Origin of the sequence: Pseudidiomarina donghaiensis, from assembly GCF_900116895.1 — a bacterium.
GTDB lineage: Bacteria > Pseudomonadota > Gammaproteobacteria > Enterobacterales > Alteromonadaceae > Pseudidiomarina > Pseudidiomarina donghaiensis.
This window is the reverse complement of the sequence record NZ_FPCF01000001.1, coordinates 566,987-592,469: the sequence shown is the minus strand read 5'-3', so window position 1 is coordinate 592,469 and position 25,483 is coordinate 566,987. Positions and strand designations below refer to the sequence as shown.

Annotated in this window: 23 protein-coding genes; 6 read left to right on the top strand and 17 right to left on the bottom strand. The window is 48.7% G+C overall.

Translation table 11 applies throughout. The features are described from left to right. Position 1 precedes the first annotated feature (1 nt). The gene (locus BM334_RS02800) at positions 2–598 is read left to right on the top strand and encodes a Yip1 family protein (protein WP_092839241.1); all 597 of its coding nucleotides are present in this window, start codon (positions 2–4) and stop codon (positions 596–598) included. Positions 599–633: 35 nt separating this feature from the next. On the opposite strand, the gene olsF is transcribed toward BM334_RS02800, so the two are convergent. Then, the gene (olsF, locus tag BM334_RS02795) at positions 634–2,352 is read right to left on the bottom strand and encodes a bifunctional ornithine lipid synthase OlsF (RefSeq protein ID WP_092837599.1); all 1,719 of its coding nucleotides are present in this window, start codon (positions 2,350–2,352) and stop codon (positions 634–636) included. A gap of 160 nt (positions 2,353–2,512) precedes the next feature. On the opposite strand from olsF, the gene BM334_RS02790 reads away from it, so the two are divergent. Next, a complete protein-coding gene (locus BM334_RS02790; RefSeq protein WP_092837596.1) occupies positions 2,513–3,796 on the top strand; it encodes a dicarboxylate/amino acid:cation symporter in 1,284 nt (427 codons plus the stop codon). 128 nt (positions 3,797–3,924) lie between these two features. On the opposite strand, the gene BM334_RS02785 is transcribed toward BM334_RS02790, so the two are convergent. The 4 genes from BM334_RS02785 to BM334_RS02770 all read right to left on the bottom strand — a co-directional run bounded on the left by BM334_RS02785 (position 3,925) and on the right by BM334_RS02770 (position 8,964). Beyond that, the gene (locus tag BM334_RS02785; protein ID WP_092837593.1) at positions 3,925–4,512 is read right to left on the bottom strand and encodes a hypothetical protein; all 588 of its coding nucleotides are present in this window, start codon (positions 4,510–4,512) and stop codon (positions 3,925–3,927) included. Positions 4,513–4,786: 274 nt separating this feature from the next. Next, positions 4,787–5,362 (bottom strand): DNA endonuclease SmrA, encoded by a 576-nt coding sequence (gene smrA, locus BM334_RS02780; RefSeq protein WP_092837590.1) that lies wholly within the window; start codon positions 5,360–5,362, stop codon positions 4,787–4,789. A 41-nt stretch (positions 5,363–5,403) separates the two neighbouring features. Beyond that, positions 5,404–6,408, bottom strand: coding sequence for a protease SohB (sohB, locus tag BM334_RS02775; RefSeq protein ID WP_092837587.1), 1,005 nt, complete (start codon positions 6,406–6,408; stop codon positions 5,404–5,406). A 90-nt stretch (positions 6,409–6,498) separates the two neighbouring features. After that, positions 6,499–8,964, bottom strand: a complete 2,466-nt coding sequence (locus BM334_RS02770) for a VolA/Pla-1 family phospholipase (protein ID WP_092837584.1) — start codon at positions 8,962–8,964, stop codon at positions 6,499–6,501. Between the two features lie 249 nt (positions 8,965–9,213). Between BM334_RS02770 and BM334_RS02765 the strand changes: the two genes are divergently transcribed. From BM334_RS02765 to BM334_RS02750, 4 genes are all read left to right on the top strand, one after another. Then, a complete protein-coding gene (locus BM334_RS02765; protein ID WP_241970890.1) occupies positions 9,214–9,972 on the top strand; it encodes a YciK family oxidoreductase in 759 nt (252 codons plus the stop codon). Positions 9,973–10,156: 184 nt separating this feature from the next. Further along, positions 10,157–10,444 carry a metal-sensitive transcriptional regulator gene (locus tag BM334_RS02760; protein ID WP_177214994.1) on the top strand — a complete coding sequence of 96 codons (288 nt, stop codon included), beginning with the start codon at positions 10,157–10,159 and terminating at the stop codon, positions 10,442–10,444. 10 nt (positions 10,445–10,454) lie between these two features. Next, entirely contained in the window at positions 10,455–12,683 is a 2,229-nt protein-coding gene (locus BM334_RS02755; RefSeq protein WP_092837578.1) for a heavy metal translocating P-type ATPase, read from the top strand. 62 nt (positions 12,684–12,745) lie between these two features. Further along, the gene (locus BM334_RS02750; RefSeq protein ID WP_092837575.1) at positions 12,746–13,750 is read left to right on the top strand and encodes a WD40/YVTN/BNR-like repeat-containing protein; all 1,005 of its coding nucleotides are present in this window, start codon (positions 12,746–12,748) and stop codon (positions 13,748–13,750) included. Here BM334_RS02750 and BM334_RS02745 read toward each other — a convergent pair. The 12 genes from BM334_RS02745 to BM334_RS02690 form a co-directional block, all read right to left on the bottom strand. Further along, the gene (locus BM334_RS02745; RefSeq protein ID WP_092837572.1) at positions 13,733–15,865 is read right to left on the bottom strand and encodes an aminotransferase class V-fold PLP-dependent enzyme; all 2,133 of its coding nucleotides are present in this window, start codon (positions 15,863–15,865) and stop codon (positions 13,733–13,735) included. The genes BM334_RS02750 and BM334_RS02745 overlap by 18 nt on opposite strands. 42 nt (positions 15,866–15,907) lie before the next feature. After that, a complete protein-coding gene (nqrM, locus tag BM334_RS02740) occupies positions 15,908–16,153 on the bottom strand; it encodes a (Na+)-NQR maturation NqrM (protein WP_092837569.1) in 246 nt (81 codons plus the stop codon). Positions 16,154–16,167: 14 nt separating this feature from the next. Then, positions 16,168–17,184, bottom strand: coding sequence for an FAD:protein FMN transferase (locus BM334_RS02735; RefSeq protein ID WP_092837565.1), 1,017 nt, complete (start codon positions 17,182–17,184; stop codon positions 16,168–16,170). Positions 17,185–17,187: 3 nt separating this feature from the next. Continuing rightward, entirely contained in the window at positions 17,188–18,429 is a 1,242-nt protein-coding gene (nqrF, locus tag BM334_RS02730; protein WP_420849422.1) for an NADH:ubiquinone reductase (Na(+)-transporting) subunit F, read from the bottom strand. Between the two features lie 47 nt (positions 18,430–18,476). After that, positions 18,477–19,085 carry an NADH:ubiquinone reductase (Na(+)-transporting) subunit E gene (gene nqrE / locus BM334_RS02725; protein ID WP_092837562.1) on the bottom strand — a complete coding sequence of 203 codons (609 nt, stop codon included), beginning with the start codon at positions 19,083–19,085 and terminating at the stop codon, positions 18,477–18,479. A 10-nt stretch (positions 19,086–19,095) separates the two neighbouring features. Continuing rightward, positions 19,096–19,728, bottom strand: a complete 633-nt coding sequence (locus tag BM334_RS02720; protein ID WP_055438373.1) for an NADH:ubiquinone reductase (Na(+)-transporting) subunit D — start codon at positions 19,726–19,728, stop codon at positions 19,096–19,098. Next, positions 19,728–20,504 (bottom strand): Na(+)-translocating NADH-quinone reductase subunit C, encoded by a 777-nt coding sequence (locus BM334_RS02715; protein ID WP_092837559.1) that lies wholly within the window; start codon positions 20,502–20,504, stop codon positions 19,728–19,730. Before BM334_RS02715 ends, BM334_RS02720 begins: the two co-directional genes overlap by 1 nt. Beyond that, the gene (locus BM334_RS02710) at positions 20,497–21,696 is read right to left on the bottom strand and encodes an NADH:ubiquinone reductase (Na(+)-transporting) subunit B (RefSeq protein ID WP_092837556.1); all 1,200 of its coding nucleotides are present in this window, start codon (positions 21,694–21,696) and stop codon (positions 20,497–20,499) included. Before BM334_RS02710 ends, BM334_RS02715 begins: the two co-directional genes overlap by 8 nt. Before the next feature lie 2 nt (positions 21,697–21,698). Continuing rightward, positions 21,699–23,039, bottom strand: coding sequence for a Na(+)-translocating NADH-quinone reductase subunit A (locus BM334_RS02705; RefSeq protein WP_092837553.1), 1,341 nt, complete (start codon positions 23,037–23,039; stop codon positions 21,699–21,701). 292 nt (positions 23,040–23,331) lie between these two features. Further along, positions 23,332–24,510 carry an enoyl-ACP reductase FabV gene (gene fabV / locus BM334_RS02700; protein WP_092837550.1) on the bottom strand — a complete coding sequence of 393 codons (1,179 nt, stop codon included), beginning with the start codon at positions 24,508–24,510 and terminating at the stop codon, positions 23,332–23,334. 112 nt (positions 24,511–24,622) lie between these two features. Further along, complete coding sequence (locus BM334_RS02695) at positions 24,623–24,943, bottom strand: BolA/IbaG family iron-sulfur metabolism protein (protein WP_092837547.1); 321 nt, start codon at positions 24,941–24,943, stop codon at positions 24,623–24,625. A gap of 22 nt (positions 24,944–24,965) precedes the next feature. Then, on the bottom strand, positions 24,966–25,448 hold the full coding sequence (locus BM334_RS02690) for a hypothetical protein (protein WP_092837544.1): 483 nt from the start codon (positions 25,446–25,448) through the stop codon (positions 24,966–24,968). Between the last annotated feature and the right edge of the window lie 35 nt (positions 25,449–25,483).

Genomic DNA, 25,483 nt, shown 5'->3' with positions numbered 1-25,483 from the left:
CATGATTTTAAATCACATTTGGGGCCTATATGCTCACCCGGTTGATGAATGGAAGTCCATTGACCAACGACATGAAAGTATGACCTTTGCGCTAAGTCATATTCTCATTATTGCATTATTACCTTGCGCGGCGGCTTATTACGCTTCGGCCCACTTAGGCTGGAGTATTGGCGCGCGTGAAGCAACTTTTTTAACCGAGCAAAGTGCAATGACCATGGCTGTTGCCATGTATGCAGGCATTATTGGCGCAACTTTTGCTCTGGCTTATTTAATTCACTGGATGGCCAAAACCTTCGGCGCCACGCCAACCTTCACGCAGTCGCTTGAATTAGCTGCTTACACTGCTACTCCGGCGATTATGTCTGGTGTAGCAGCATTGTACCCAGAATTATGGTTTGTGACGATGGCGTTTTTGGCGGGTATCGCTTATTCGGTTTACCTACTTTACTCAGGCGTACCCATTTTAATGCACATTCCTGAAGAGCGCGGTTTTTTGTACTCATCTTCAGTGGTCACTGCAGGGCTTATTCTCATGGTCATTTTAATGGTTACCTCGGCCATTATTTGGACCAACGGCTTCGGCCCTGAATATATGTAACAAAGAGCTCGAAAATAGGCCGGCAGCTGAGCATATCAGCTAGCCGGCTTTTTTATATAACGTGCCCGTTTTTGCGGTTTAAGCCGCTCAATATCAACCAACACCAAGCCATCAACTGCATTCGCGAAGTCAGCATCAACGTTAAACCCTAAAAACCGTACACCGCCCACTTCACATAAATCGGCATACTGTTTGTACAGCGTTGGAATACTGGCGCCTTGGTGGGCCAAAAAGTGCTTCAAATGGTTTAGATCGTCTAGGTAACAAGCCGACTTGCTGGGTAATGGCCGAGACTGTGCCACAAATGGTGTGCGTGACTCGGCTAATTGATCGACATCGGGAAATTGCTCGCTAAAAAATTGCACCAGCGCATCTTGCGCCACCAGCGGTAAGCTGGCACTCATAGTGACAGGACCAAATAAGTAGCGGTATTGTGGGTGTGTCACTAAAAATGCACCAATGCCCTGCCAGAGGTAATCCAAGCTGCGCTTGCCCCAATATTTGGGTTGCACAAAACTGCGGCCTAGCTCAAGCCCTTGGGCAATATAAGGGCGTATTCGCTCAGGATGATAGGCAAATAATGAATGGCTATATAGCCCTTCTAATCCTTGCTGCTCAACAATTGACTTGGCACAACCAAGTCGATACGCGCCGGCTATTTCTAAAGCATGCGCGTCCCACAACACCAGTTGGGTATACCAAGTATCGTAGTTATCAAGATCGCGACGCTTACCCGTCCCCTCGTCGACTGCCCGAAAAGCGATTTCACGTAAGCGACCAATTTCTCGCAACACTGCTGAATTTCCTTGATAACGGTGCAAATAAATAAACTTTCCGTCGGCTGTTTGTCCTAATAACTCACTACTTTCAACTTCACTTTTTAGTAGCTTTCGTGATTCAGCTCGAGCAATAGGTTTGTAGGTTTTAAATGCACTGGCTTTATTCGCGCCTAAACGGTAAACATCACGGCGAAATAACTTTGCTAAATCTGGCAAGGCTAACGAAGATGCGCTGATAGCTTTACTCGGCACAACCTCACCAATGCGCAACTTTATATGCCGATGCTGCTGACGAAACATTTCTTGCACCAACAAAAGCGTCGCTAAGGGTTTGTAAACCATTGAAGCACCATAAAACCATGCGGAGTTCTGTGCAGCTATGTGTATAGGTAGAACTGGCGCTTTGGCGCGTCGTGCCATTTTTAAAAAGCCAGTATGCCAATAATTATCTCTGACCCCCTGTGGCCGAAGTCGCGAAACTTCACCGGCTGGGAACACGATTAAGACACCGTCGTTATCCAAATGCTGGTAGAGTAATTTCATCGCCTCATTACGACCCGCTTTAGGTACCTTTCGGTTAAACACGGGCACCGGTATCATTAGGTCCGATAGAGGCGGAACGGCCTGCAGCATGTCATTTGCAAGAATTTTTACATCATCACGCACACTGCAAAGAAGCTTCAGAAGGGCTAATCCGTCAAGTGATCCTATGGGATGGTTAGCCACCACTATGAGCCTGCCATCCGTGGGTATGTTGTCTAGTTCACTATCTCGTGCGCTAAAGCTAAATTTAAAAAAGTCGAGCACGTGCTCAACAAACTCCAGCCCTTGCAAGTTCGGATATGTCTGTGCAAACCGATTTATTTCGCGCTCACACAATAGCCCTTTGAGCAGCCATGTTGCTGACGGTTTTAACAGTCGATTACGATGCACCTTGGGCAAATTGGTTTGCAGTATCTGCTCAGCGACAATCATTTCATGGCCTCCATGATGCTTTTGCAACTGAGTATGAAAGCGCGATATGACAATAAGACGACAGATTCAAGGCAATTTCATGACCACCTAGCGCGTGGCGCTACTGTTTTTTTTTTAATTCTGGTAGGCTTGTGCCCATAAAAACCGCAAAGGAATATTTATGTCTGATAAGAAGAAGCTCAGCTTAACGAGCCGCATCGTCATTGGTATGGTCGCCGGCATTATCGTTGGCATGTTACTCAAAGCCTTGTTCCCTGATAGCACTATTGTCGAAGGCTATCTAACTAAAGGCCTGTTCTTTGTCGTTGGCCAGATATTTATCTCGTCATTACAAATGTTAGTTGTACCATTGGTTTTCGTTTCGCTTGTGGTGGGTACCTGCTCACTCAGCGACCCAAGTAAACTTGGGCGTTTAGGCGGAAAGTCAGTTGGTTTGTACCTTATTACAACAGCTATCGCGATTACCTTTGCTATTGGTATGGGTGTGTTGGTTCAACCGGGCACCGGCATTGAACTTGCTACCGATGCGACTTACGAGCCCACACAGGCGCCTTCGTTGGCACAAGTAATTATTGACTTGTTCCCGACCAATCCATTCAACGCGTTTGCCAACGGCAATATGCTGCAAATTATTGTGTTTGCGCTGTTGTTTGGTATTGCCATGGCGCTTGTAGGCAAACCTGGTGAGCGTATTAAAACCATTTTTGATGACTTCAATGAAGTGATCATGAAGCTGGTTATTATTCTCATGAACATTGCCCCTTATGGGGTGTTTGCACTCATGGCGAAGCTGTTTGCGGAAACTTCGTTCGAGACCATTTTTAGTTTAGGCAAATATTTCTTGTTAGTGCTGTTTGTACTCATTGTGCATGCGTTGGTTACCTACCCTATTCTTCTCAAAGGTTTATCCGGCATGAACCCTTTAATTTTCTTGCGCAAAATGCGCGAGGTTCAAATTTTTGGTTTCAGTACGGCAAGTTCAAATGCCACCATGCCGGTTACCCTTGAAACCGTCACCAAACGTTTAGGTGTGAGCAATAGTGTAGGCTCGTTCACGGTACCACTTGGCGCTACCATTAATATGGACGGCACGGCCATTATGCAGGGCGTGGCTACGGTATTTATTGCACAAGTGTATTTGGTTGACCTAACCATTGCTGATTACTTGATGGTGGTACTAACCGCAACCTTGGCATCGGTGGGTACTGCCGGTGTGCCTGGCGTTGGCATGATCATGCTCGCCATGGTGTTGGGGCAAGTTGGCCTACCGGTAGAAGGTATTGGCTTAATTATTGGCGTTGACCGCTTACTCGACATGACGCGTACCGCGGTTAACGTGACTGGCGATGCGATGGTGTCAGTTATTGTCGCGAAAAGCGAAGGCGGCCTCGACGAAGAAGTCTTTAACGACGCCAAAGCCGACCTGAAAGAACGTAATTTGTAGCCCGGCGTTTCACGCCGGGACGTGGCAACGCCACGGTCAATCTTCAATTCAATGGCGATGTTGGGCAATAACAGCGCTTCGCGTTCGGCAATAACGGCGCTTCGCGCCACCCGGCGTACAACGCCGGGCTACAGCTCGCGCTTGATAAACTGTGTGAGGCGGCCGATGTCGACAACGGCATCGGAGTTGCCGAACATGGCCTGAGTAATAACCTGCTCAAGCACCGGCCACAATATCCGCGAAATATAATCATTGGCTGTGTCGTCAGCATGCATTTCTGGTAATTCTAGGTTAGCAAGACGTACGCTTAGAATTGGCTCGCCTTGGTCAAATAAATTAAGCACGACGTTTTCCAAACGTGATTTCTTCACTTGCCAAATTAACGGGCTTGATGCGCGCTGAAATGACTTCTTCGCCACGGCAGCGTCATACAACGCATGCAAATTCGATTGCCCCTTACCGTAATAAGCCACCGTTAGCTGTGCGTCTTTGGCAATCACTTCGTCAACCACCAAATTATTTTTAGCGGCGCTCAGCCAGTCGCCCTTTACCACAATAGAGTCAGCTCGCAGCACTTGGTTTAACCCCTGATCAAGCTCCACAACTCGGGTGCTCAAACGTACATCGGCAGCGCGTAATTCGCCAAGTAAGGTAATTATCTCAAGTTGGCGATAATTAAAATCAGCGGCCAAATGGCTATCCGCGCGTTGTTGCAATATTTGCCCTAAGCGCTCTGAGTGGGTTTGCTCTTGCGCGCCTAACGGTAAGGATTGCAGTAGCAGCAGGCTGCTGATAACTGCAATGGCTAAGCTTTCTTTTAACGGCTTTATTATGTAATAACCTCGCTGCGCTCGTCCCGGCGTAAAACGTTGAACGTTACCTTAGTCTGCGGGTATAACCTCGCTGCGCTCGTCCCGGCGTAAAACGTTGAACGTTACCTTGGTCGGCGGGTATAACCTCGCTGCGCTCGTCCCGGCGTAAAACGCCGGGCTACCGTTTCTGGTGGCGTTCGCGGTTGAGTTGTTTTTGTTCAGGGTTTTTACGCAACATAACGTACAGGGCTCCGCTGCCACCGTGCTGGCGTTGAGCGCTGTGAAACGCCATCACCGGCGCCAATTCGCGTAGCCATTTATTCACGTAGCTTTTAATTAACGCTGGGTGCGGCTTTGAATGCTTACCTTGGCCATGAATAATCAGCCCCGAACGAACGCCCGATTTATGGCAGTCTTGAATAAAATCAAATAGCGCCGTACGCGCTTGGCGTAAACTGTGATGGTGTAAATTTAAACTGGCTTCTAGTGGATAGTGCCCTAGGCGCAAGCGCTTAAACACACCATGCTGTACCCCATCGCGCGCAAAACTCAAGGTGTCTAATGGCTCTACCAACTCAACATATTCAGTCGACAAAAAGTTGATATCTTCTTCTAATTGCTGTTCAGCAGCTTTACGGCGTTCTTGTTGCGCCAGGGTTGGGGTGAAGGCTGTACGAATGTCGACTACATCATTCCCAGCCAACGGCGTCACCCCCGTCATTTCGCGGCGAAACAACTCAAATTCATCGCTCATGGCCCACTCCAAATATTCGCAAAAAATAACCTATATAATTATTAAGATTCAGCTCGCCCCAAAAAGTTCTTCACCGCTGCCAACGCTGCGCTCACATTACGCCCTACACGCTCACCAATATTCTTTTTCACCACATAGCGCACCAAGAACATGTCATGGCTTTCACGGCGCTCCAACAGCCATGCATCGCTGGTGGTTAACGAGTCAACCAAGCCATATTGCAATGCCTCTTGCGCGGTCCAATATTCGCCGGTCGCTACTTTGTCCAAATCAAGATCAGGGCGAAACTGTTGAATATGGGCTTTAAACTGCTCGTGAATATTTTCCATGTCTTGCTTAAATTTGCGCCGCCCCTCGTCGGTGTTTTCACCAAACATAGTTAACGTGCGTTTGTACTCACCCGCTGTAACCTGTTCAAAATCGACATCATGTTTTTTTAACCAACGATGAAAGTTAGGTATTTGCGCCAGCACGCCAATAGAACCAATAATGGCAAAAGGTGCCGCCTGAATATGGTTTGCTACCGCGGCCATCATGTAGCCTCCGCTGGCGGCAACTTTATCTACGCTGACAATCAGCTCTAGCTGGGCATCGCGAAGTCGTTGCAATTGCGACGCACCAAGGCCGTAACCATGCACGACGCCACCGGGGCTTTCTAAACGCACCAGCACCTGTTCACCAGGCTCTGCAACCGCGACAACGGCATTCACTTCACGGCGCAGCGAGTCAACTTCATGAGCGTCCATGCTACCTTTGAAATCAATCACAAATAACCGTTTACGTGTTTCTGCTTTTTCTTCAGTTTTTTGTTTTTTCTTGAGTTCTTTCTGTGCTTTTTTTCGATGTTTCTTATCAAGCAAATCAAGCTTTAAACGGTGTACACCGTCGCGCAGATCATCGGACAACCGATCAACCACCAGCTCACCCTTCCGACTTTTTTGCCGCTGTGCTGCCTGTGCCACCACGCCAACGATCAGCATTACTGCAAACACAATAATTGCTGCCTTGAGCACAAACACCAATAAATCTTGGCCTACTTCCCACATATGCTTATCTCCCTAAAAACGAATTCTTATCAGCATGCCATAAAAAAAGGCCGACAAGCGGCCTTTTTAGTCGAACTTTGCGTTAACTAATTACTGTTTAACGACCGTTGGATCTTGCACTGGAATAACCGTTGTTCCGCTGCTAAACCAGAACGCAGCTTGTGTTTGCATTTCTTGCGTTGCCGCAGGCGATGCAGACGGGTCAACCAATGAACTATGGCTACCAGCGGTGAAGCGTACTGCACCAGAAACTGGTGTACCGTCAGCGGATGCAAAGGTACTGCTGATACCTTGCAAACCAAGTGCTGAGATTAACGGCTCAGTACCAGCAAGAGGCTTGTTCGCAACAGTATTCGGAATAACTTGGTCAGGCAAGTTAGCGCCGCCATTACCTACCACTTCAATTAAGTGAATTGGCGTCGTTGCTGCCGCAGTCGTGGCATAGTTGATTGGGTCAGCCGAATCCACAACGGTTTGCGCTGCAAATGCGAACTGCTCAAATACGCTGTTAATTGCAGCTTGCTCAGCCGTACTTAAGCTGGCCCAGAACTGATTGTAAACATTAATCAGCAAACCTTGGAACGCAGGGGCTGTTGGTGCCACACCAGCAGCTTGTGCAGCAGCATTTGCTGCGGCTGCAAAGTCAGGACTTTGCGAGTACAACAGTTGACTCTTAATGACCGGACCAAAACTACCCGATTCTAACAAGAAGTTTGCAATACTGCCGCCTGGAGCCATTAACGAGCTACCACTCACCTTGAACAACGCGTTGCCTTCTGGCGGTAACGTTGGGGTTGGTGCGTTAGCAACAGCACTTAACGTAGTACCAGAAATAGCCCCCAAAGAATGGCCAGTGAAGTACACACGTGTCGCATCAACCGGTAGGTTGGTTGCATTTAAGCTTAAACGTAAACCTAATAAGTCAGTAATTGATTGACGCAAGTTATCACGCGTCGTCAATAAGCTACCTAGGTTCATATACGCCGTTGCTGGGCCTTGGCCTGCGGTTGCGTTAATACCACCAAAACCACGCTCACCGTGCAGCGGATGGTCAATAGATACAGTCGCAACACCGTTTAGCGCCATCATACCGGCTAAGGCTAACGAGGTTTCTTTGTACGCAGTAATACCGTGTTGGAAAATCGTCACCGGCCAACCGTTGGCTGGAGCTGCAATTGGGTCCATACCCATGCTGGCACGTACCGCGTTAACTGTAGCTAAGTTAGGCACAGTGATGACTGCGTTAACTGTTTGCTCGCCTTGCACTGCTGGAACTGGGTTGTAACGAGTAACATGACGTTCTTCGTCAACACCTGGGAAGTCCATTGCGGCAATCGCTTCAGGCGTGCTTGCTTGCGCACAAGCTTGTACCCATGCTGGAACAAAGGTAGCTGAGCCACCAGATAACCATGACGGGTCAATTGACGGTGTATTCATTGGGTCAATAGCGCCCGCTTGAATTGCGCCTAATACCGACACACCGCTATCACACTTAGCCACCCAACGGCCTTCTAACGGCGCAGTTGGGTTTTCAGCTGTCGGCAACGGTGAGTAGTAAGGCAATGTGACTTGACCGCCCCACACGTCGGCAGTATTTGCCACCGCGTAAGCTGGGTTCATCGGATCATTTGGTAACGCGCCAGCTTGCACTAACGCTTGCGCCGCTGTGTAACCCATAGGCATTGCACCCAACGAAGGCGAAGGGGTCATACCCATTTGCGCCATGGCAGAGAACTTCGCTGCCATAGTAGTTTTGACCATGTGCAACGCATCGCCAGTTGATTGCGTGGTAAAGCTTGAAGCGTAAATAACGCCTTCAACATCAACACCAAACGTTGCCAATGCAGCTTCATGGCTATTGATCAGACCTTGCAAAGACTGGGCTGCTGGGTCAGCTGATACTGGATCAGTAGACACCGGGCGCTTCATCAAACCATAGGTTTGTGACGGCTTGACGCTTCGGCCAAGTGAATCTTCAATGTTGTCGGTTAAGGCTACCAAGTAACCTGTTGCCGGCTTGAATGGCTTTAACGGAACAATAGCAACACCACTTGGGCCGGTTGCTTTGACAATGAAGTCGACGCCGAAAGTTAATTCAGCAGCGACCGCACAAGTTACCGCTGGGCTTGGTGCAGCTTCACACTGAGGACCAGCAGCAACGTTGCCACCCATAATGGTTTCAAACACGCGAATTGAACCTGGCGCTTCCAACGAAGCAGCAGAAACAGTCACTTGTTCGCCATTTGCGTCTACTGGCAACGAGAAGTTAAAGGTTAACGTTGAGTGCGTGCCCCATCCGTCAAGACCATTAATGGCTACCTGTGGATTGCCGCCGTCGGTTGGGTCAGCCACAGGAATGTTTAACGTACCGTCAACAGAGCCACTTAATAAAATGTTCGATGGTGCTGGAACTTGACCGTTTGAAGGGTCAAATACAACCCGTGTTGCGGCCACTTGATATTCGGTTTTTACCGACTCTGGCGCATCATCGCCGCTACCACAGCCGACGAGGCTGAGTGCACTACCGATGGCAGTTACAAGCAAGAGTTTTTTCATGAGGCTTCCCCAATCCTTGTTCGTGTTGTTATGTATTGAGCACCTGCAGGATGCTGTTATTCGTTTTGCCTATCATCGCTTTTTTAAACTGGTACGACAAGACGTTTCAATTAACAAATTTTTATACACTGTCTGAGCGTAACTTGAAAGTATTTCTCATTAATTTATCTGTGACTGCTGAGAATAATAGCAAAAACCAGTACACTTAGCGTATTAATCAAGACAACTACCCTAGAGTGTACGCAAAAAATGACCGCAATGCATAATGACCCGAAAAAATACGAATTTGGCGCCACCACACTGGCTGATAAAACGATTTTAGTCACCGGTGGCGGCGATGGCATTGGCCGCGAAGCGGCAAAAACCTTTGCAGCATGTGGCGCCACCGTTATATTGCTCGGTCGCACTGTCAAAAAACTTGAAGCCGTGTATGACGAAATTGTTGCCGCCGGCGGCCCTGAACCAGCCATTGTGCCACTCGACATGAAAGGCGCTACTAAATCGCATTACCAAGCCATGACCGCCACTATTATTGAACAGTTCGGTAAATTAGACGGATTATTGCAAAATGCCAGCTTACTTGGCGTGTTGTCACCTTTTGAGCACATTGATCACGACTCGTGGAACGATATCATGAAAGTGAATGTCACCGCGCAATTCATGATGACCCAGGCGTTAATGCCCGCCCTTAAAAAAGCCTCACAAGCGAGCGTAGTCTTCACCTCGTCTGGCGTTGGCCGCCAAGGCCGTGCATTTTGGGGCCCATATGCGGTGAGTAAATTTGCCACCGAAGGCCTAGCGCAAGTTATGGCTGACGAATACGACGGCACGAACGTACGCGTGAATGTGATAAACCCCGGCGCCACCCGCACCACCATGCGCTCAAAAGCGTATCCGGCGGAAGACGCCAACAAGTTAAAAACACCAGCAGAATTGATGCCAACTTATGTGTATTTCATGTCGGACGACAGCATAGGCGTCAACAACCAGTCAGTGAACGCCCAGTAAATTCAACTGCGATATTAGCTATTAGATATTAGATATTAGGAAACGTTAACCATTTGATACGTCAGCAATAGTATCTCATGTCGCACACCTTCACCTAATATCTAATAGCTGCCGGCTGATATCGCCCTTGATCTTTATACCCTTACCCCCTATGCTTATGGTTAGTTTGCCATTGGAGCTAAATATGAAGCACACCGTTACCCCACATTCAGATATCTTAAAAACCAATTTGAAGCAGCGTTTAGCTCGTATTGAGGGACAAGTGCGTGGCTTACAGCGGCTGATTGAAAACGATACCTATTGCGATGATGTGTTGACACAAATTGCGTCTGTACAATCGGCGCTGAACGGCGTGGCGAAGAAATTACTTAGTCAGCACATGCAAACCTGTGTTAAGCAACGGTTACTTGCCGGTGACGATGCCGTATTAACCGAGCTCGACACCACTATTGAGCGTTTATTAAAACGCTAAGGAGCTAATTATGGCGACCCAAACCATTCAATTACAGCTAAGTGGCATGAGCTGCGCGGGCTGTGCAAAAAGTATCGAAAAAGCTTTAAGCGGCGTGCATGGTGTGACCGCTGTTAACGTCAACTTTGCCAATGAAGTAGCTGCCGTTGAGGGCGACAAACTCAATTCCGAGCAACTCGTCAAAGCGGTAAAAAACGCCGGTTATGATGGCAGCGTAATTGACCATCAGCAGCCTGAAGACGACGGCCGCCAGCGCGCCCAACAAGTGCAGTTTTATAAGTTTATTGCCGCCGCTATTTTGTCGCTGCCACTGCTGTATACCATGGTTGGGCATTTTAGCTGGACCCAAGGCATTTATGTGCCCGAGTGGTTAATGAACCCGTGGGTGCAAATGGCTCTGGCTACGCCAGTGCAGTTTATTATTGGTTGGCAGTTTTATAAGGGCAGTTATACGGCGCTGCGTGGCGGCGCCGCCAATATGGATGTGTTGGTTGCATTAGGTACCTCAGCAGCTTATTTCTACAGTGTGTATTTAGCGGCAAGCGTGGGTGAACAGGCAGCGCACCAAGGGTTGTATTTCGAGACTAGCGCAGTACTCATTACCTTGATTTTACTTGGCAAATGGTTTGAAGCGCGTGCCAAAGGGCGCTCTTCTGCTGCCATTAAACAACTGCTGAACCTACAACCTAAGCAGGCTGTCCGCGAACGCCAAAATGGTGAAACTGAAACGGTGGATGTTGCCAAGCTTGAAGTGGGCGACATTATTCACATCAAACCTGGCCAGCAAATTCCTGCGGACAGTACCGTGGTATCGGGCTCAAGCGCGGTTGATGAGTCTATGCTAACGGGCGAAAGTGTGCCGGTTGATAAAGCTGAAGGTGATGAGCTTACTGGCGCCACGCTTAATAAAAATGGCTTTCTTAAGGCGAAAGTTAGCAAGCTGGGCCGTGATTCAGCGTTAGCGCAAATTGTGAAAGTGGTTGAGCAAGCGCAAAACTCAAAAGCTCCTATTCAGCGTCTTGCGGATAGAGTTTCTGCCATATTTGTTCCGGTGGTCTTGCTGATTGCGGTGGCCACCTTCTTAGTTTGGGCATTTTGGCTAGACGCCGGCAATTATGGCCAAGCGCTGGAAGCCTTCGTGGCGGTGCTGGTGATTGCCTGCCCATGTGCACTCGGCCTTGCAACACCCACCTCTATCATGGCTGGCTCGGGCCGCGCGGCGCAAATGGGCGTATTATTTAAACAAAGCGACGTGCTTGAAATTGCCCACACCGTTACCGCTGTGGTACTTGATAAAACCGGCACCATTACTGAGGGCAAGCCCAAACTCACCGATTTAGAAATTGACCTCAAAGGCGTGGATGGCATAACAGAAGCGCAATTAAAGCAAGCGGTAAAAGCCACCGAGCAGCAATCTGAGCACCCCTTGGCTCAGGCTGTCGTTGATGGCATTGAAGACGATGCTTTAGAGCAACTCAGCGATTTTAATGCGCACGAGGGCCGCGGCGTTTCGGCCCAAATAATAATCAATGAGCAAGCGCATACCTTACGCATCGGTAATATTCGCCTAATGCGCGAGCATGACATTGAAAGCGATGCCTGGAGCAAGCGTAAAGACGAGCTTGAGCAACAAGGTAAAACCGCTATGTTAATTAGTCTAAATAGCCAAGCTATCGGTATTATCGCAGTAGCCGACACGGTGCGCGACAACGCCAAATCAGCCATTAGTAAGCTGCAGCAGCGCGGCCTTAAAGTGGTGATGCTTACCGGCGACAATCAACGCACTGCCGACGCCATTGCCCAGCAAGTAGGCATTGAGCATGTGTTTGCGGAAGTGTTACCCGAACATAAAGCCGACAAAGTCAAAGAGCTACAGCAACAAGGCGAACGGGTCGCAATGGTCGGCGATGGCATTAACGACGCACCAGCGCTGGCAACCGCCGAAGTAGGCATTGCCATGGGTACTGGCACCGACGTGGCACTAGAAACCGCCGACATTGCACTCATGCGTGCAGATTTAAACAGCATCCATGACGCCTTGTTTGTCAGTGAAAAAACCGTACGCAATATTCGGCAGAACCTTTTTTGGGCGTTTGCGTATAACACCTTAGGTATTCCTGTCGCGGCCGCCGGTTTGTTGGCACCTTGGTTGGCTGGTGGTGCTATGGCATTAAGCTCGGTTTCAGTGGTACTCAATGCCTTGCGTTTACAACGGCTACCCATAAAGCGCCGTGATTAACTTGTGTTTAGCGGCTGAACGCGCGACGATAACAGACACGATTTAGCAAAAGGTTACGCCAGATGTTTCTAACCGCAGTCATCGCAACAGCCGCTATCGAACTAACCACCTTGCCAACCCAGGCTGAACAACACTGGGTGGGCGCAAGTGCACCAAGCAGCCAGGTGGTGTGGCTAGGTAGCACCACCGGAACCATTGCCCGTAGCACCGATGCCGGTGCCACTTGGCAATACTTCAAGCCAGCCAATGACAGTCTTCAGTTTCGCGATATTGAAGCGCTAGATGGCAATCATGCGTATGCCTTAAGCATTGGTGACAACGGTGACTCTCGTATTTATTACACCGCCAATGGTGGCCAAAACTGGACATTACGATTTCGCGCTAGCAGTAACCAGTTTCTAAATTGTATTGACGTATCGAGCCGCAATGAAGCTTGGGTGTACGGCGACTCATTAGAAAATCATTGGGACATGGTACGCAGCGCTGACGGTCGTAACTGGATGATGGCGCGCAACACGGTGGATAGCCCGCCGCTGCCTGACGAAGGCGGTTTAGCCGCCAGCGGCGGTTGCGTACGCTTTAATCATGACACCTGGGCGATTGGCACAGCCAACGCCGATACCGCGCGACTACTCGTGAAGCGCAGCCGTGGCATTCGCTTTAAAGCCATTGATACCCCCATGCCTGCCGGCCCTGGTGCAGGTATTGCTAGCGTTTGGCCCCTGGCTGAAGATGATGTCATTTTAGCCGGTGGTGATCTCAACAATGCTGACACCGCACCACGCTTAATGCGCTATCAGAATGGCGAGTTTTCACTATTGCCTGAGCCCGAACTCAAGGGTGCGTTATATAGCCTGACCGTTATTGAGCGGGCCGACCGCGCGGGCGACATGCTGGTAAGCAACCCCAATGGGGCCGCTTATTTCGATGCCGCTAATAACGAGTGGCACCCACTCACCGATGCCAATGTATGGAACAGTGTTTGCTCATCTAACTATTGCTACCTAGTGGGTAAAAATGGTTTTGTTGGGCGATTGTCGCTAGACGAATTACCCCTCAACCAATGACGTCTCAATAAGTAACGCAGTGCCGCCTAACAAGTGGCTGACTTGGCAGAAACCATGGCGCGCTAAAACTTGGGCGGCAACAGCACTGCGGTGCCCAGAGCGGCAAACGCACACAATGGGTCGATTTTGATAGTGCTGACGATGGCTATAAACAAATTGTGCCAGGCGTGTTAGTGGCACATTAATCACTTCAGCGTCCACCGCAAGCTTACGCACTTCGTGTTCTTGTTGCTCACGCACATCAATCACTAAGGTTTCAGGCTCTGCAAGCCATTGTTGCTGCTGCTCTAACGGAATATCCACGAGCTGACATTCAGCACAGTCTTGCGCTAATTCACAGAGCCGCTGCACCACACGAAACTCGCTATCAAAACGTGGCAATAGCAAGGTGTTGCTATGCACGAGCTCACTTAGTTGTTGGCTATTCGTTTGTTCACCCACAAAGGCAAAATCAACGTGCGCTGTGTCGGCGGCCGCCACTAACGGCGAACTCAATAAATACACTGGGGTGCGCGAGCCCACACGATATAAACGGCGTTGCCCAACCCGCAAGCAGCCAAACACTGGCTGCTGACATTCAACTGGCGCATCACAGCCGCCAGTAGCTTCAACAGGCCAGCCCACGGCATCCCGCGCAGCACTGCACCCACTGGCACACAATAATTGCGCGAGCATGCTAGCGGGGCTATCAGAAGCCTGTGGCTCGGTTGTTAGTACGGCTTTCACCTGATAATGCTGACAGGCTACCAAACGCTCTATACGCTCGGCTAACTCCGGCACAGGGTCTATCACGGCCATTTCGCGGGCTTGTTTGTCAATCAGCAAATAACAACATTGGTGGCCAAAGCGCAACTGCACAATACCGTCTAGGTCACTATCAATATCTTCGTTGGTGTCGGCAACCAATAGGCACGATTGGCGCAACGCTTGCGCTGCTTCTTGAATACGCTGACAAGCCGAGTCAATGGTTGCTTGGGTGGTGGCGGGCCCAAAACTCAAACGAATGGCCGAACTCGACTTCCACTCCTCAAGGCCCATGGCGTCTAAGACAAAGCTACGACTAACGCCTGAACTGCAAGCAGAGCCCGAGCTAACGCGAATATTGGCGGCGTCAAACACATCCATAATGTCGCGCGAAGGCACACCACGAACACTGAAGTTTAAGGTGGTTGGCACCGAGTTTTCTAAGTTATGGTTTAGCTCTAGCGTGGGAAACGCTTGGCGTAGTGCTTGCAATAATTTGTCGCGATACCGTTCTAAGGTTTGTGGCCCCTGAAATACCTGTTGACGACTATCAAGGAGTAACTCGAACAAAGCATGCAAAGCTGCAATACCAGGTAAGTTCTCAGTGCCAGACCGCTGCCCCTGTTCTTGGCCGCCGCCAATAATTAATGGCGTAAAGGGTGCATTGGGTCGCACATATAAAAAACCAATACCTTTGGGCCCATACAACTTATGGCCGCTGAACGGCGCGTAATCTATGGTGGTCGCGTTAAGATCAAGCTTTTGCTTGCCCAATGCTTGTACGCAATCAACCATCCAGGGCACCTGCGGGTTGGCCTTGCGAATCACCCGCTCGAGCTCCGCTAGGTTTTGTTTCACGCCGGTTTCGTTATTCACCGCCATGGTACAAATTATGTGGGCGGCGCCGGCATGCTCAGCGATAAAATCTAAATCGAGTAAGCCCTGCTTATCGACCGGTATGGCCTTTAGCTGCGCATTAAGCTGCACCAGTTTATTCCAATGCTCCAGCGCTTGGGGTACCGCTTTATGCTCTGTGGCGCCATACAACAACCAACGCTTGCCACCAGTATTTGCTTCATTGCGCGCAGCCGTTAATGCCGACAAAACAGCAGTTTGAATGCCCTCGGTGGCGCCACTGGTAAAAATAAAGCGCCCACCACCGGCGCCAATCAGTTCACGCCCTAGGCGGCGGGTATTATCTAGAATATAGCGCGCTTGTAAGCCAGTAATGTGGCTACTTGAAGGGTTGCCAAACACGTGTTCCATCACATGTTCTACGGCTTTTGCGATTTGTGGCAACACCGGCGTGGTCGCATTGCAATCAAGATAAATCTCGGCCGACTTGGGCCGAATTTGCACCGGCGTTACCATAACAACTACTCCTAAAAACTATTTAAAAGCACGGTTTAACCACTAAGAGTCGATTCGGTTTTCCTGCCATTGCTTCTCTTGTGCCGCACGTTTTTCAGCGCGAGCTTCCTCGGCCATACGTGCTTTTTTATCATCGCAGGGGTCTTTGCAGTCACAGGCTTTTTCCATACCCAATGCAGAAATACCACCACAACTACCTGAAATAGATTTTTTCTGAGCTAAAAAGCCAACAGACATGGCAAGAACAACTACCAACATGATGACGAATACAGCGATAAAAACGCCCATGTGGACCTCCTGAGCTACTGCTCAAATCGTTTAAATGCAGTACTAGTGTACTCTTTAAAAGTTTCATTTTCACGGGTAACTAGCAATACCGCTAGGCCCTTTTGTTCGGCGAACGTTAACGCCTGCTCTGGCCCCATAACTGTAAGCGCCGTTGCATAGGCATCTGCATCCATGCAGGAGTCAGTAATAACAGTAACCGACACCAAATTGTGTTGTATCGGGTACCCCGTGCGCGGATCAATAATATGCGAATAACGCACACCGTTTTCTTCAAAGTAATTGCGATAATCACCCGAAGTTGCAACTGCACTATTGCCGGGCTCTATAACCCGTTGCACGGCTCGGTCAAGCGATACCGGTTGCTCAATGGCAATACGCCATGGTTTAGAGCCAGGTTTAAAACCCTTCATGCGCATTTCGCCGCCAATCTCGACCAAATAGTTTTTAATTTCCATTTGTTCAAGCAGCACCGCAACGCGGTCAACTCCATAGCCTTTGGCAATGGTTGATAAATCAACGTAAAGGTCAGGAATTGCTTTGCGTAACTGGTGATTGTCGACCGACAAATGCTGATAGCCAATTTGGTCTTGAACTGCAGCCAGTTCAGCCTCACTAGGAACTTTATCTGGGCGAGCCAGCGGGCCAAAGCCCCATAAGTTCACTAACGGCCCCACGGTAACATCAAGTAAGCCGTTGGTTTCAGAGCCAATTTCTAACGCCCGACGCACCACTGTTTCAAGCGCTCGCGATACCACCACCGGCTCGGTTGTGTGTCGTTGGTTAAATTGCGACAACTCTGACTGAGGGTCATAGGTCGACATTTGGCTATTAATCTGCTGTAACACCGCATCTACACGCTCTTTAACTTGCTCAGGAGCATGCCGAGGGTTGGCCGTCACATAACGAATATGGTAGGTGGTGCCCATAGTTTCGCCAGAAACCGACAACTGCTGCGGTGCAGGGGTACAAGAAACGAAAAAGGCCAGCCCCAGTAGGGCTAGCCAAATTCGTAGAAACGATGAAGTCATCATTTTCTAGCCACCGAAGTCATCCAATAAGATGTTTTCGTCTTCAACACCAAGATCTTTCAGCATCTTGATAACCGCAGCGTTCATCATCGGTGGTCCACACATGTAGAACTCACAATCTTCAGGCGCATCGTGGTCTTTCAGATAGTTTTCGTACAACACGTTGTGGATAAAGCCAGTGTAACCTTCCCAGTTATCTTCTGGTTGTGGGTCAGACAAGGCTACGTTCCATTCAAAGTTGTCGTTTTCACGTGCCAACATATCGAAATCTTCAACATAGAACATTTCTTTCTTCGAACGCGCACCGTACCAGAAGGTCATTTTACGATCGGTGTTCAAGCGACGTAATTGGTCGAAGATATGTGAACGCATTGGCGCCATACCAGCACCACCACCAACGAATACCATTTCAGCTTTGGTGTCTTTCGCGAAGAATTCACCGAACGGACCAGAAATCGTGACTTTGTCGCCTGGCTTCAAGCTAAAGATATACGATGACATTTGGCCTGGCGGCAAGCTCATATCACGCGGAGGCGGCGTAGCAATACGCACGTTCAACATGATAATGCCTTTCTCGTCTGGGTAGTTCGCCATTGAGTAAGCACGAATAACTTCTTCGTTTACTTTCGACTCAAGGTTAAAGAAGCCGAAGTGTTCCCAGTCGCCACGGAATTTGTCTTCAATGTCGAAGTCTTTGAATTTCACGTGGTGTGGCGGACATTCAATTTGAATATAACCACCCGCACGGAATGGAACTTCTTCACCTTCAGGCAACTGCACTACGAACTCTTTAATGAAAGTAGCAACGTTGTTGTTTGATTTAACCGTACAGTCCCACTTACGAATACCGAATACTTCTTCTGGAAGTTCGATTTTCATGTTCTGTTTCACGTTAACCTGGCACGATAAACGGCAGCCTTCACGTGCTTCTTTACGGTTAATGTGGTCACGCTCGGTTGGCAGAATTTCACCGCCACCTTCTTTAATAACCACGCGGCACTGGCCACATGAGCCACCGCCACCACACGCTGACGATACGAAAATACCCGCATTCGCTAATGCGCCAAGCAACTTGGTGCCTGGCTGGGTGGTGATTTTCTTGTCTTCGTCATCGTTAATTAAAATCTCGACATCACCCTGAGGGACCAATTTTGATTTGGCGAACATAATCACCGCAACCAAAATCAATACAATCAAGGTAAACATGCCTACGCCGAGCGCTATTAGTGTCAAATCTTGCCCTTGCATCGACTTGTACCTCTACTTAATACGTTATCGTTCGTAACCGGATGAAATTAGAGTGAAATGCCTGAGAAAGACATAAACCCTAAACCAATCAGACCCACCGTCATAAAGGTGATGCCCAAGCCACGTAAACCATCTGGCACGTCCGCATATTTCAACTTCTCGCGCACTGCAGCTAACGCCACAATGGCAAGCGCCCAACCAACGCCGCCGCCAATACCGTAAACCACACTTTCAGTGAAGTTGTAGTCACGCTCTACCATGAACGACACGCCACCAAAAATAGCGCAGTTCACGGTAATCAACGGTAGGAAAATACCTAACGCGTTGTATAAAGCAGGCACGTATTTGTCTAACGCCATTTCAAGAATCTGTACCAACGCCGCAATAACGCCGATAAAGGTCAAGAAACGCAAGAAACTTAAGTCTGCATCTGGAAAACCAGCCCAATCTAACGCACCTGGCGCCAAAATATTGTGGTAAACCAAATTGTTCGCCGGTACTGAAATACCCAATACCACGATAACTGCAACGCCCAAACCAAAAGCTGTAGTTACTTTCTTAGACACCGCCAAGAAAGTACACATACCAAGGAAGAACGATAACGCTAAGTTTTCAACGAAAATCGATTTAATAAATAAACTGATATAGGCTTCCATGGTCTGCTCCTTATTCCTTCGGCTCTACTTGTTCTGTGCGGAAGGTACGCAGTACCCAGATAAAGCCACCGATAATGAAGAACGCACTTGGTGGTAATACCAACAAGCCGATTGGTTGATACCAACCACCTTCAGAAGCCAGTGACATGATCTGATAGCCAAACAGGCTACCTGAACCGAACAATTCGCGAACGAAACCGACAGTAAGCAATACCACCGAGTAACCCAAGCCGTTACCGATACCGTCTAAGAACGACAGCATTGGTGGGCTCTTCATGGCATAAGCTTCCGCGCGACCCATCACGATACAGTTGGTAATAATTAGACCAACAAATACCGACAGTTCTTTCGCGATGCTATATGCATAAGCGCGCAATACTTGGTCGACCACAATAACCAAGCTGGCAATAATGGTCATCTGTACAATAATACGCACACTTGATGGAATGTGATTACGTATAATCGAAATAAACAAGTTCGAAAACGCAGTTACCAAGGTTAGTGCAATACACATAACCACAGTGTTTTCCATTTTCGACGTAACCGCCAACGCCGAGCAGATACCTAAAATTTGCAAGGCAATCGGGTTGTTGGCAAAAATTGGCCCAAATAGAACCTCTTTGACTTCTTTTGCACTGGCCATTAGTTCAGCTCCCCTTTGCGAATTTTATCGAACAGTGGGCCATAAGCCTTGTCGCTAAACCAGAACTGCATGGTGTTTTCTACACCGTTACTGGTTAAGGTTGCACCCGAAAGTGCATCGATATCATGCGCTTTATCAGTCACGTTTTTGGTGACGTCTAAGGCAACACTGCCGTTGTCATAAATCTCTTTACCTTGCCAGCTAGCAGTCCAGTTTGGATTCTGGATTTCGCCACCAAGACCTGGAGTTTCTGAGTGCTCGTAGAAGTTAATGCCTTTAATGGTGTTCATGTCTGGCGCTACCGCCATTAAACCGTACATGGTGCCCCACAGGCCGTAACCACGTACATACACCACAACGGTTTCTAAGGCACCGTCAGCACCGTTGATAAAGTAAACTTTAGCAACGTTTTCTAATGCGCCAATGCCTGCTACGTCTTCGCTTTTCTCAAGCTTGGTGCCCAAGCCTGCTTTTTTAGCAGAAGCAATTGGGTCGTACTCAATCGCATTTTTGCCGTCTACCGCTTCAACGGCTTCTAACGTGTCTAAGTTGATTAAACGCGTGTCTACGCGGTCTTCAAACACGGCAATAACGTCGGTTTCTGGCGTTAATAAGCCGGCAGCATCAAGCACGTTACGTTGCATGTCCAACGCAGCGTTCTTTTCCTGCAGTGGCTTCAAACCCACTGCAGAACCCGCCACGATAATCGCGCACACTAAACAGAGGGCGATAACGACAAAGAGCGTTTTGCCGAGTGATTCGTTTTTATTAGCCATTGCGTGCCATTCTCCGTTTAATGTTTGATTGAACAACAAAGTGGTCAAACAGCGGGGCAAATACGTTAGCAAACAAAATTGCTAGCATAATACCTTCCGGATACGCAGGGTTTACCACACGGATAAGAACTGTCATTGCACCAATAAGGAAGCCGTAATAGAACTTACCTTTGTTAGTAAATGAAGCTGATACTGGGTCGGTTGCCATGAACATCATACCGAAGGCAAAACCACCAACAACGAGGTGCCAGTACCATGGCATAGCGAACATTGGATTGGTGTCGCTGCCAATAACGTTAAATAACAACGACAGCGCCAACATACCCACGAACACACCTGACACAATGCGCCATGAAGCGATACGGAAGTAAATTAACGCCAAACCGCCAATAAGAATCATCAGGGTAGACACTTCACCCATTGAGCCTTGAATGTTACCTAAGAAGGCATCCATCCACAGGTCCATGTTGGCAATGTAATCTGTTGCTTGGGTAGCTTGACCTAACAAGGTCGCACCTGAGAAGCCATCAACCGCAGTCCATACTTGCTCACCCGAAATAGACGCTGGGAAGGCAAAGTATAAGAATGCACGGCCAGTCAACGCTGGGTTCAAGAAGTTACGGCCAGTACCGCCGAAAATTTCTTTACCAATAACCACACCGAAGGTGATACCTAACGCGACCTGCCACAATGGCATGGTTGCAGGCAAGGTTAACGCAAACAATACCGAGGTAACGAAGAAGCCTTCGTTAATTTCGTGCTTACGAATTGAGGCAAACAAGACTTCCCAGAAACCACCGACAATAAAGGTCGTCGCATACACAGGAACAAAGAAGCAAGCGCCGTAAAATAGCTTACCGGCCCAGCCCGCAGAGCTTAAGTCGCCGCCTAACGCTGTAAACAAGCCTACTTGCCAAATGTCAGCCAACTCATAGCCGTTCACTAGCGCCATGGCTGCTTGGTTACCAATGTTGTACATACCCCAGAACATTGCTGGGAATGTCATCATCCATACCAAGATCATGATGCGCTTTAAATCAACGCTATCTTTAACGTGGGTAATGCCTTTAGTGACTTTACCTGGCGTGTAGAAAATAGTTGCCGCTGCTTCGTATAAGGCGTACCACTTCTCGTACTTGCCGCCTTTTTCGAAGTTTGGCTCAATCTTCTCGAGGAAATTTTTCAAGCCCATGATCAGCCCTCTTTCTCAATTTCGGTCAACATGTTACGCAACACAGGACCGTACTCGTATTTGCCTGGGCAAACATAAGAACACAGCGCTAAGTCCTCTTCGTCCAACTCTAAACAGCCCAGCTTTTGAGCCTGTTCAGTGTCACCAGAGAGCAAGTCACGTAGCAAAATCGTTGGCAAAATATCAAGCGGCATCACGCGCTCGTAGTTGCCGATTGGCACCATCGAACGGTCTGAACCGTTGGTGGTTGTGGTCATTGCGAATAATTTTTTCGGGTTCAAGTGACCTAAATAGGCACGCGTTACCGAATGCTGATTAACACCAGGCTTGATCCAACCCAAGAATTCTTTGTTATCGCCTTCAGCCAATACGCTCACTTGGTTATGGAAGCGACCTAACCACTGGTGTGCGTCATCAACTTTGTGACCATTGAGTACTGAACCAGAAACCACACGGTTTTTACCTTGTGCAAGCTCACCTTTGGTCAGCTCACGCACGTTTGCGCCTAAACGCGTACGCAATAAACGTGGTTTCTTCGCCGCTGGGCCGCCTAAAGCAACCACGCGGTCAGTAAACAATTCGCCAGTAGTAAACAATTTACCGTAGGCAATCACGTCTTGGTAACCAATGTGCCAAGCTTGCTTCGCCATCGATACCGGGTTCAAGAAATGAATATGCGTGCCAACTAAGCCAGCTGGGTGTGGGCCTTTAAAGCTTTCCAACTGTACTTTTGCATCGCCAGTGTCAACGCTTGCGTCAGCAGCTTTCACCACAAACACTTTGCCTTGGGTAAGGTTGCCCAAAACTTTCAAGCCATCAATAAAGGCTTGTTTATGTTCGTTGATAATTAACGCTGGGTCAGCGGCTAATGGATTGGTATCCATGGCATTGACAAAAATAGCGGTAGGCTCTGCATCTAGCTTCGGAGAACGGCTAAATGGACGGGTCCGCAACGCAACCCATTGACCTGAGTTGTTTAGTTGCTCAACCACTTTAGCGCGATCAAGCCCTGCTAAGTCTGCGCTGTCGTACTTGGCAAAGGTTTCCTGCTCGTCGCCGTCAATTTCAATGACAACAGCTTGCAGCACACGCTTTGCGCCACGCAGTACGTCTTTCACAACGCCGGCAGCAGGTGCAGTAAATTTAACCCCTGGGTTTTTCTTATCTTCGAAAAGTACCTGGCCTTTTTTAACGCGGTCCTCAACCTTGACATGCATGGTTGGGCGCATACCCACATACTCTTCACCCAGTACGGCAACGGTGGTGATGGCCTGGCCATCCTCGATAGTTTGCACTGGCGCACCCGAAATCGGGATATCCAGCCCTTTCTTGATCGTAATCATACGCGTTTGCACTACTCGTTAGGGAAGATTAATCTTATTCCAGTGCGCGCTTCCAAGCGTAAGAAAACCTAAGCCTGAAAGCCCACACTGACCAAATTCTGTCCATTTTCACCTAGGGCGCGCATTTTAGCACTTTTGCACAGCAAAACAAATGCAAAAACCTAAAATGCGTGGTTCGTTTTTCGTCCGCTCACTTCGTTCGCTGTTCGTACGTGCTGCGCACTGTTCGACACGTATTCACGAACAGCGCAGCGGACGAACAGCGTAGCGCACGAATAACGAACAACGGCTCTTACCAAGTGACGAGTGGGTTGACGTCGGCGTCGTAATCGACGCCCTCAATGCCAAAGCCAAATAGCTTCAAGAAATCACTGTGATAACCCGCATAGTCAGCTAAATCATGGAAGTTCTCTTGCGTGACTTCATGCCATAATCTTTCGACTTTTGCTTGCGTTGCGTCATTCGTTTCCCAACCGTTCATGAACAAACGGCCGGCTTCATCCAGCTCTGGGTCTACGCCGTACAAACCATCACGCAGCAAACGGTGGGTTTGTTCGATACAACCCTCGTGGGTGCCCTCTTCTTTCATCACGCCGTAAATTAACGAAATATATAGCGGCATAACTGGAATTGCAGAACTTGCTTGCGTGACCAAAGCTTTCAACGATGACACGTAAGCTTCAAGGTTTAAGTCGGTGTAGCGCGTACGCATGGCTGCAGCGGCACGGTCTAAATCTTCTTTTGCTTTACCAATTGTGGCGTGGCCATAAATTGGCCAAGTGAGTTTTTTACCAATATAGGTATAAGCAGTGGTTTTTGCATTGGGTGCCAATACGCCGGCATCATGCAGCGCGGCCATCCACAATTCCCAATCTTCACCGCCCATCACTTTGATGGTTTGCTGAATTTCGTCATCGTTGGCAGGCTCTAACGTAATTTCCGTCACTTGGTCTTTATCGGTGTGGTAGGTTTTGGTGGTGTAGGCCTGGCCAATTGGCTTCAAGGTAGAGCTATACAGGTCACCAGTGACAGGATCTTTACGCTTTGGTGAAGCAAGGCTATAAATCACCAAGTCAACTTGACCCAAATCTTGTTTAATTTTCTCAATAACTTCTTGTTTAATTTCGTTTGAAAACGCATCGCCGTTTATGGTGTGTGCGTATAGGCCTTCTTTTTCAGCGGCTTGATGAAACGCTGCGGTGTTATACCAACCCGCCGTCGCGGTTTTCTTCTCGCTCGGCTCTTTTTCAAAGCACACGCCTAAGGTTTTAGCGCCAGCGCCAAATGCTGCGTTAATACGTGTTGCTAAGCCATAGCCGGTAGAGCAACCGATCACCAAAACACGCTGCGGAACTTTATCTAACGGCGCTTGCTGCTTCACATAATCAATTTGTTGCTGCACGTGTGCCGCGCAACCTACAGGGTGAGCATTGGTACAAATAAAGCCACGGATTTTTGGATGAATGACCATCGTATCGGTTCCTATTTTATGAATTCGAGTCTTACGTTAGTTTGCAGAGATGTCGGCTAGTGTAACCGACCACCCACAGACAAGTGATCTGAGCTGTTAGCAAAGCGCGTGATCAGTTGTTATCGAGCTTACTACCGCCCCGACAAGCTGGTGAGTCTGGCACCTGTTGTAATTGCTGCCACTCAGTCGGGCTATAAACGTGTAGTGCTAATGCGTGCACGGGTCCGGCAAGTTCCTCCGCCAACACCTTGTTAATGGCACGGTGTCGTTGCAGCAATCGCATTCCGTCAAATTGCTCACACACCGCAACCACTTTAAAGTGCGAGTCATTGCTCGGGGTACCGTGCATATGGCTTTCGTTGACTACCGAGAGATAGGCAGGCTGCAATTCGCGTTGTAGTTTCGCTTCAATATGTTGCTGTAAATCTGTCATGGTTACACCTATTAGCACCTAGTTAATCGTTAGCGTCGAGTGAGCTATAACAAATAGAGCTATCGCGACCAATTTTAGCAAATGCGTTAAAAATATTGGGCTCTGGTTCATTCGGCCGATATGCAAGTTGATATACCTGGCTGCCAAAGTTACCAGAAAGCTGATAGAGCAGCACATTGTGCTTCATATATAAGTCAGCCAACTGTTGCAGCCCTTCATCGCGCCCTGGCGGAAATACAGAAGCTTCGCCGACTAGTCGCCAGCGGCGCAATTCTTCGCGCTCAGCTAACAACGCGGTATTAATACGATCGCGACAAAAGCTCAGCTGAATAACACTATTAGACAGCGTCCAGCCGGCGCTAGGTAATTGCTGCCGATCTATGTCACGAACCTGCTGAAGCCGCAACTCTTGCTCTGGCGCTTGACGTTCTGCCCCACAAGCAGTGAGTAGTATCAGCAAACTAATGACTGTTAACTTTGAAACAACGGTATGCAATGTGGACATGTCTGCGCGGCTCTCACGGCTTGGTGTTCATGAAG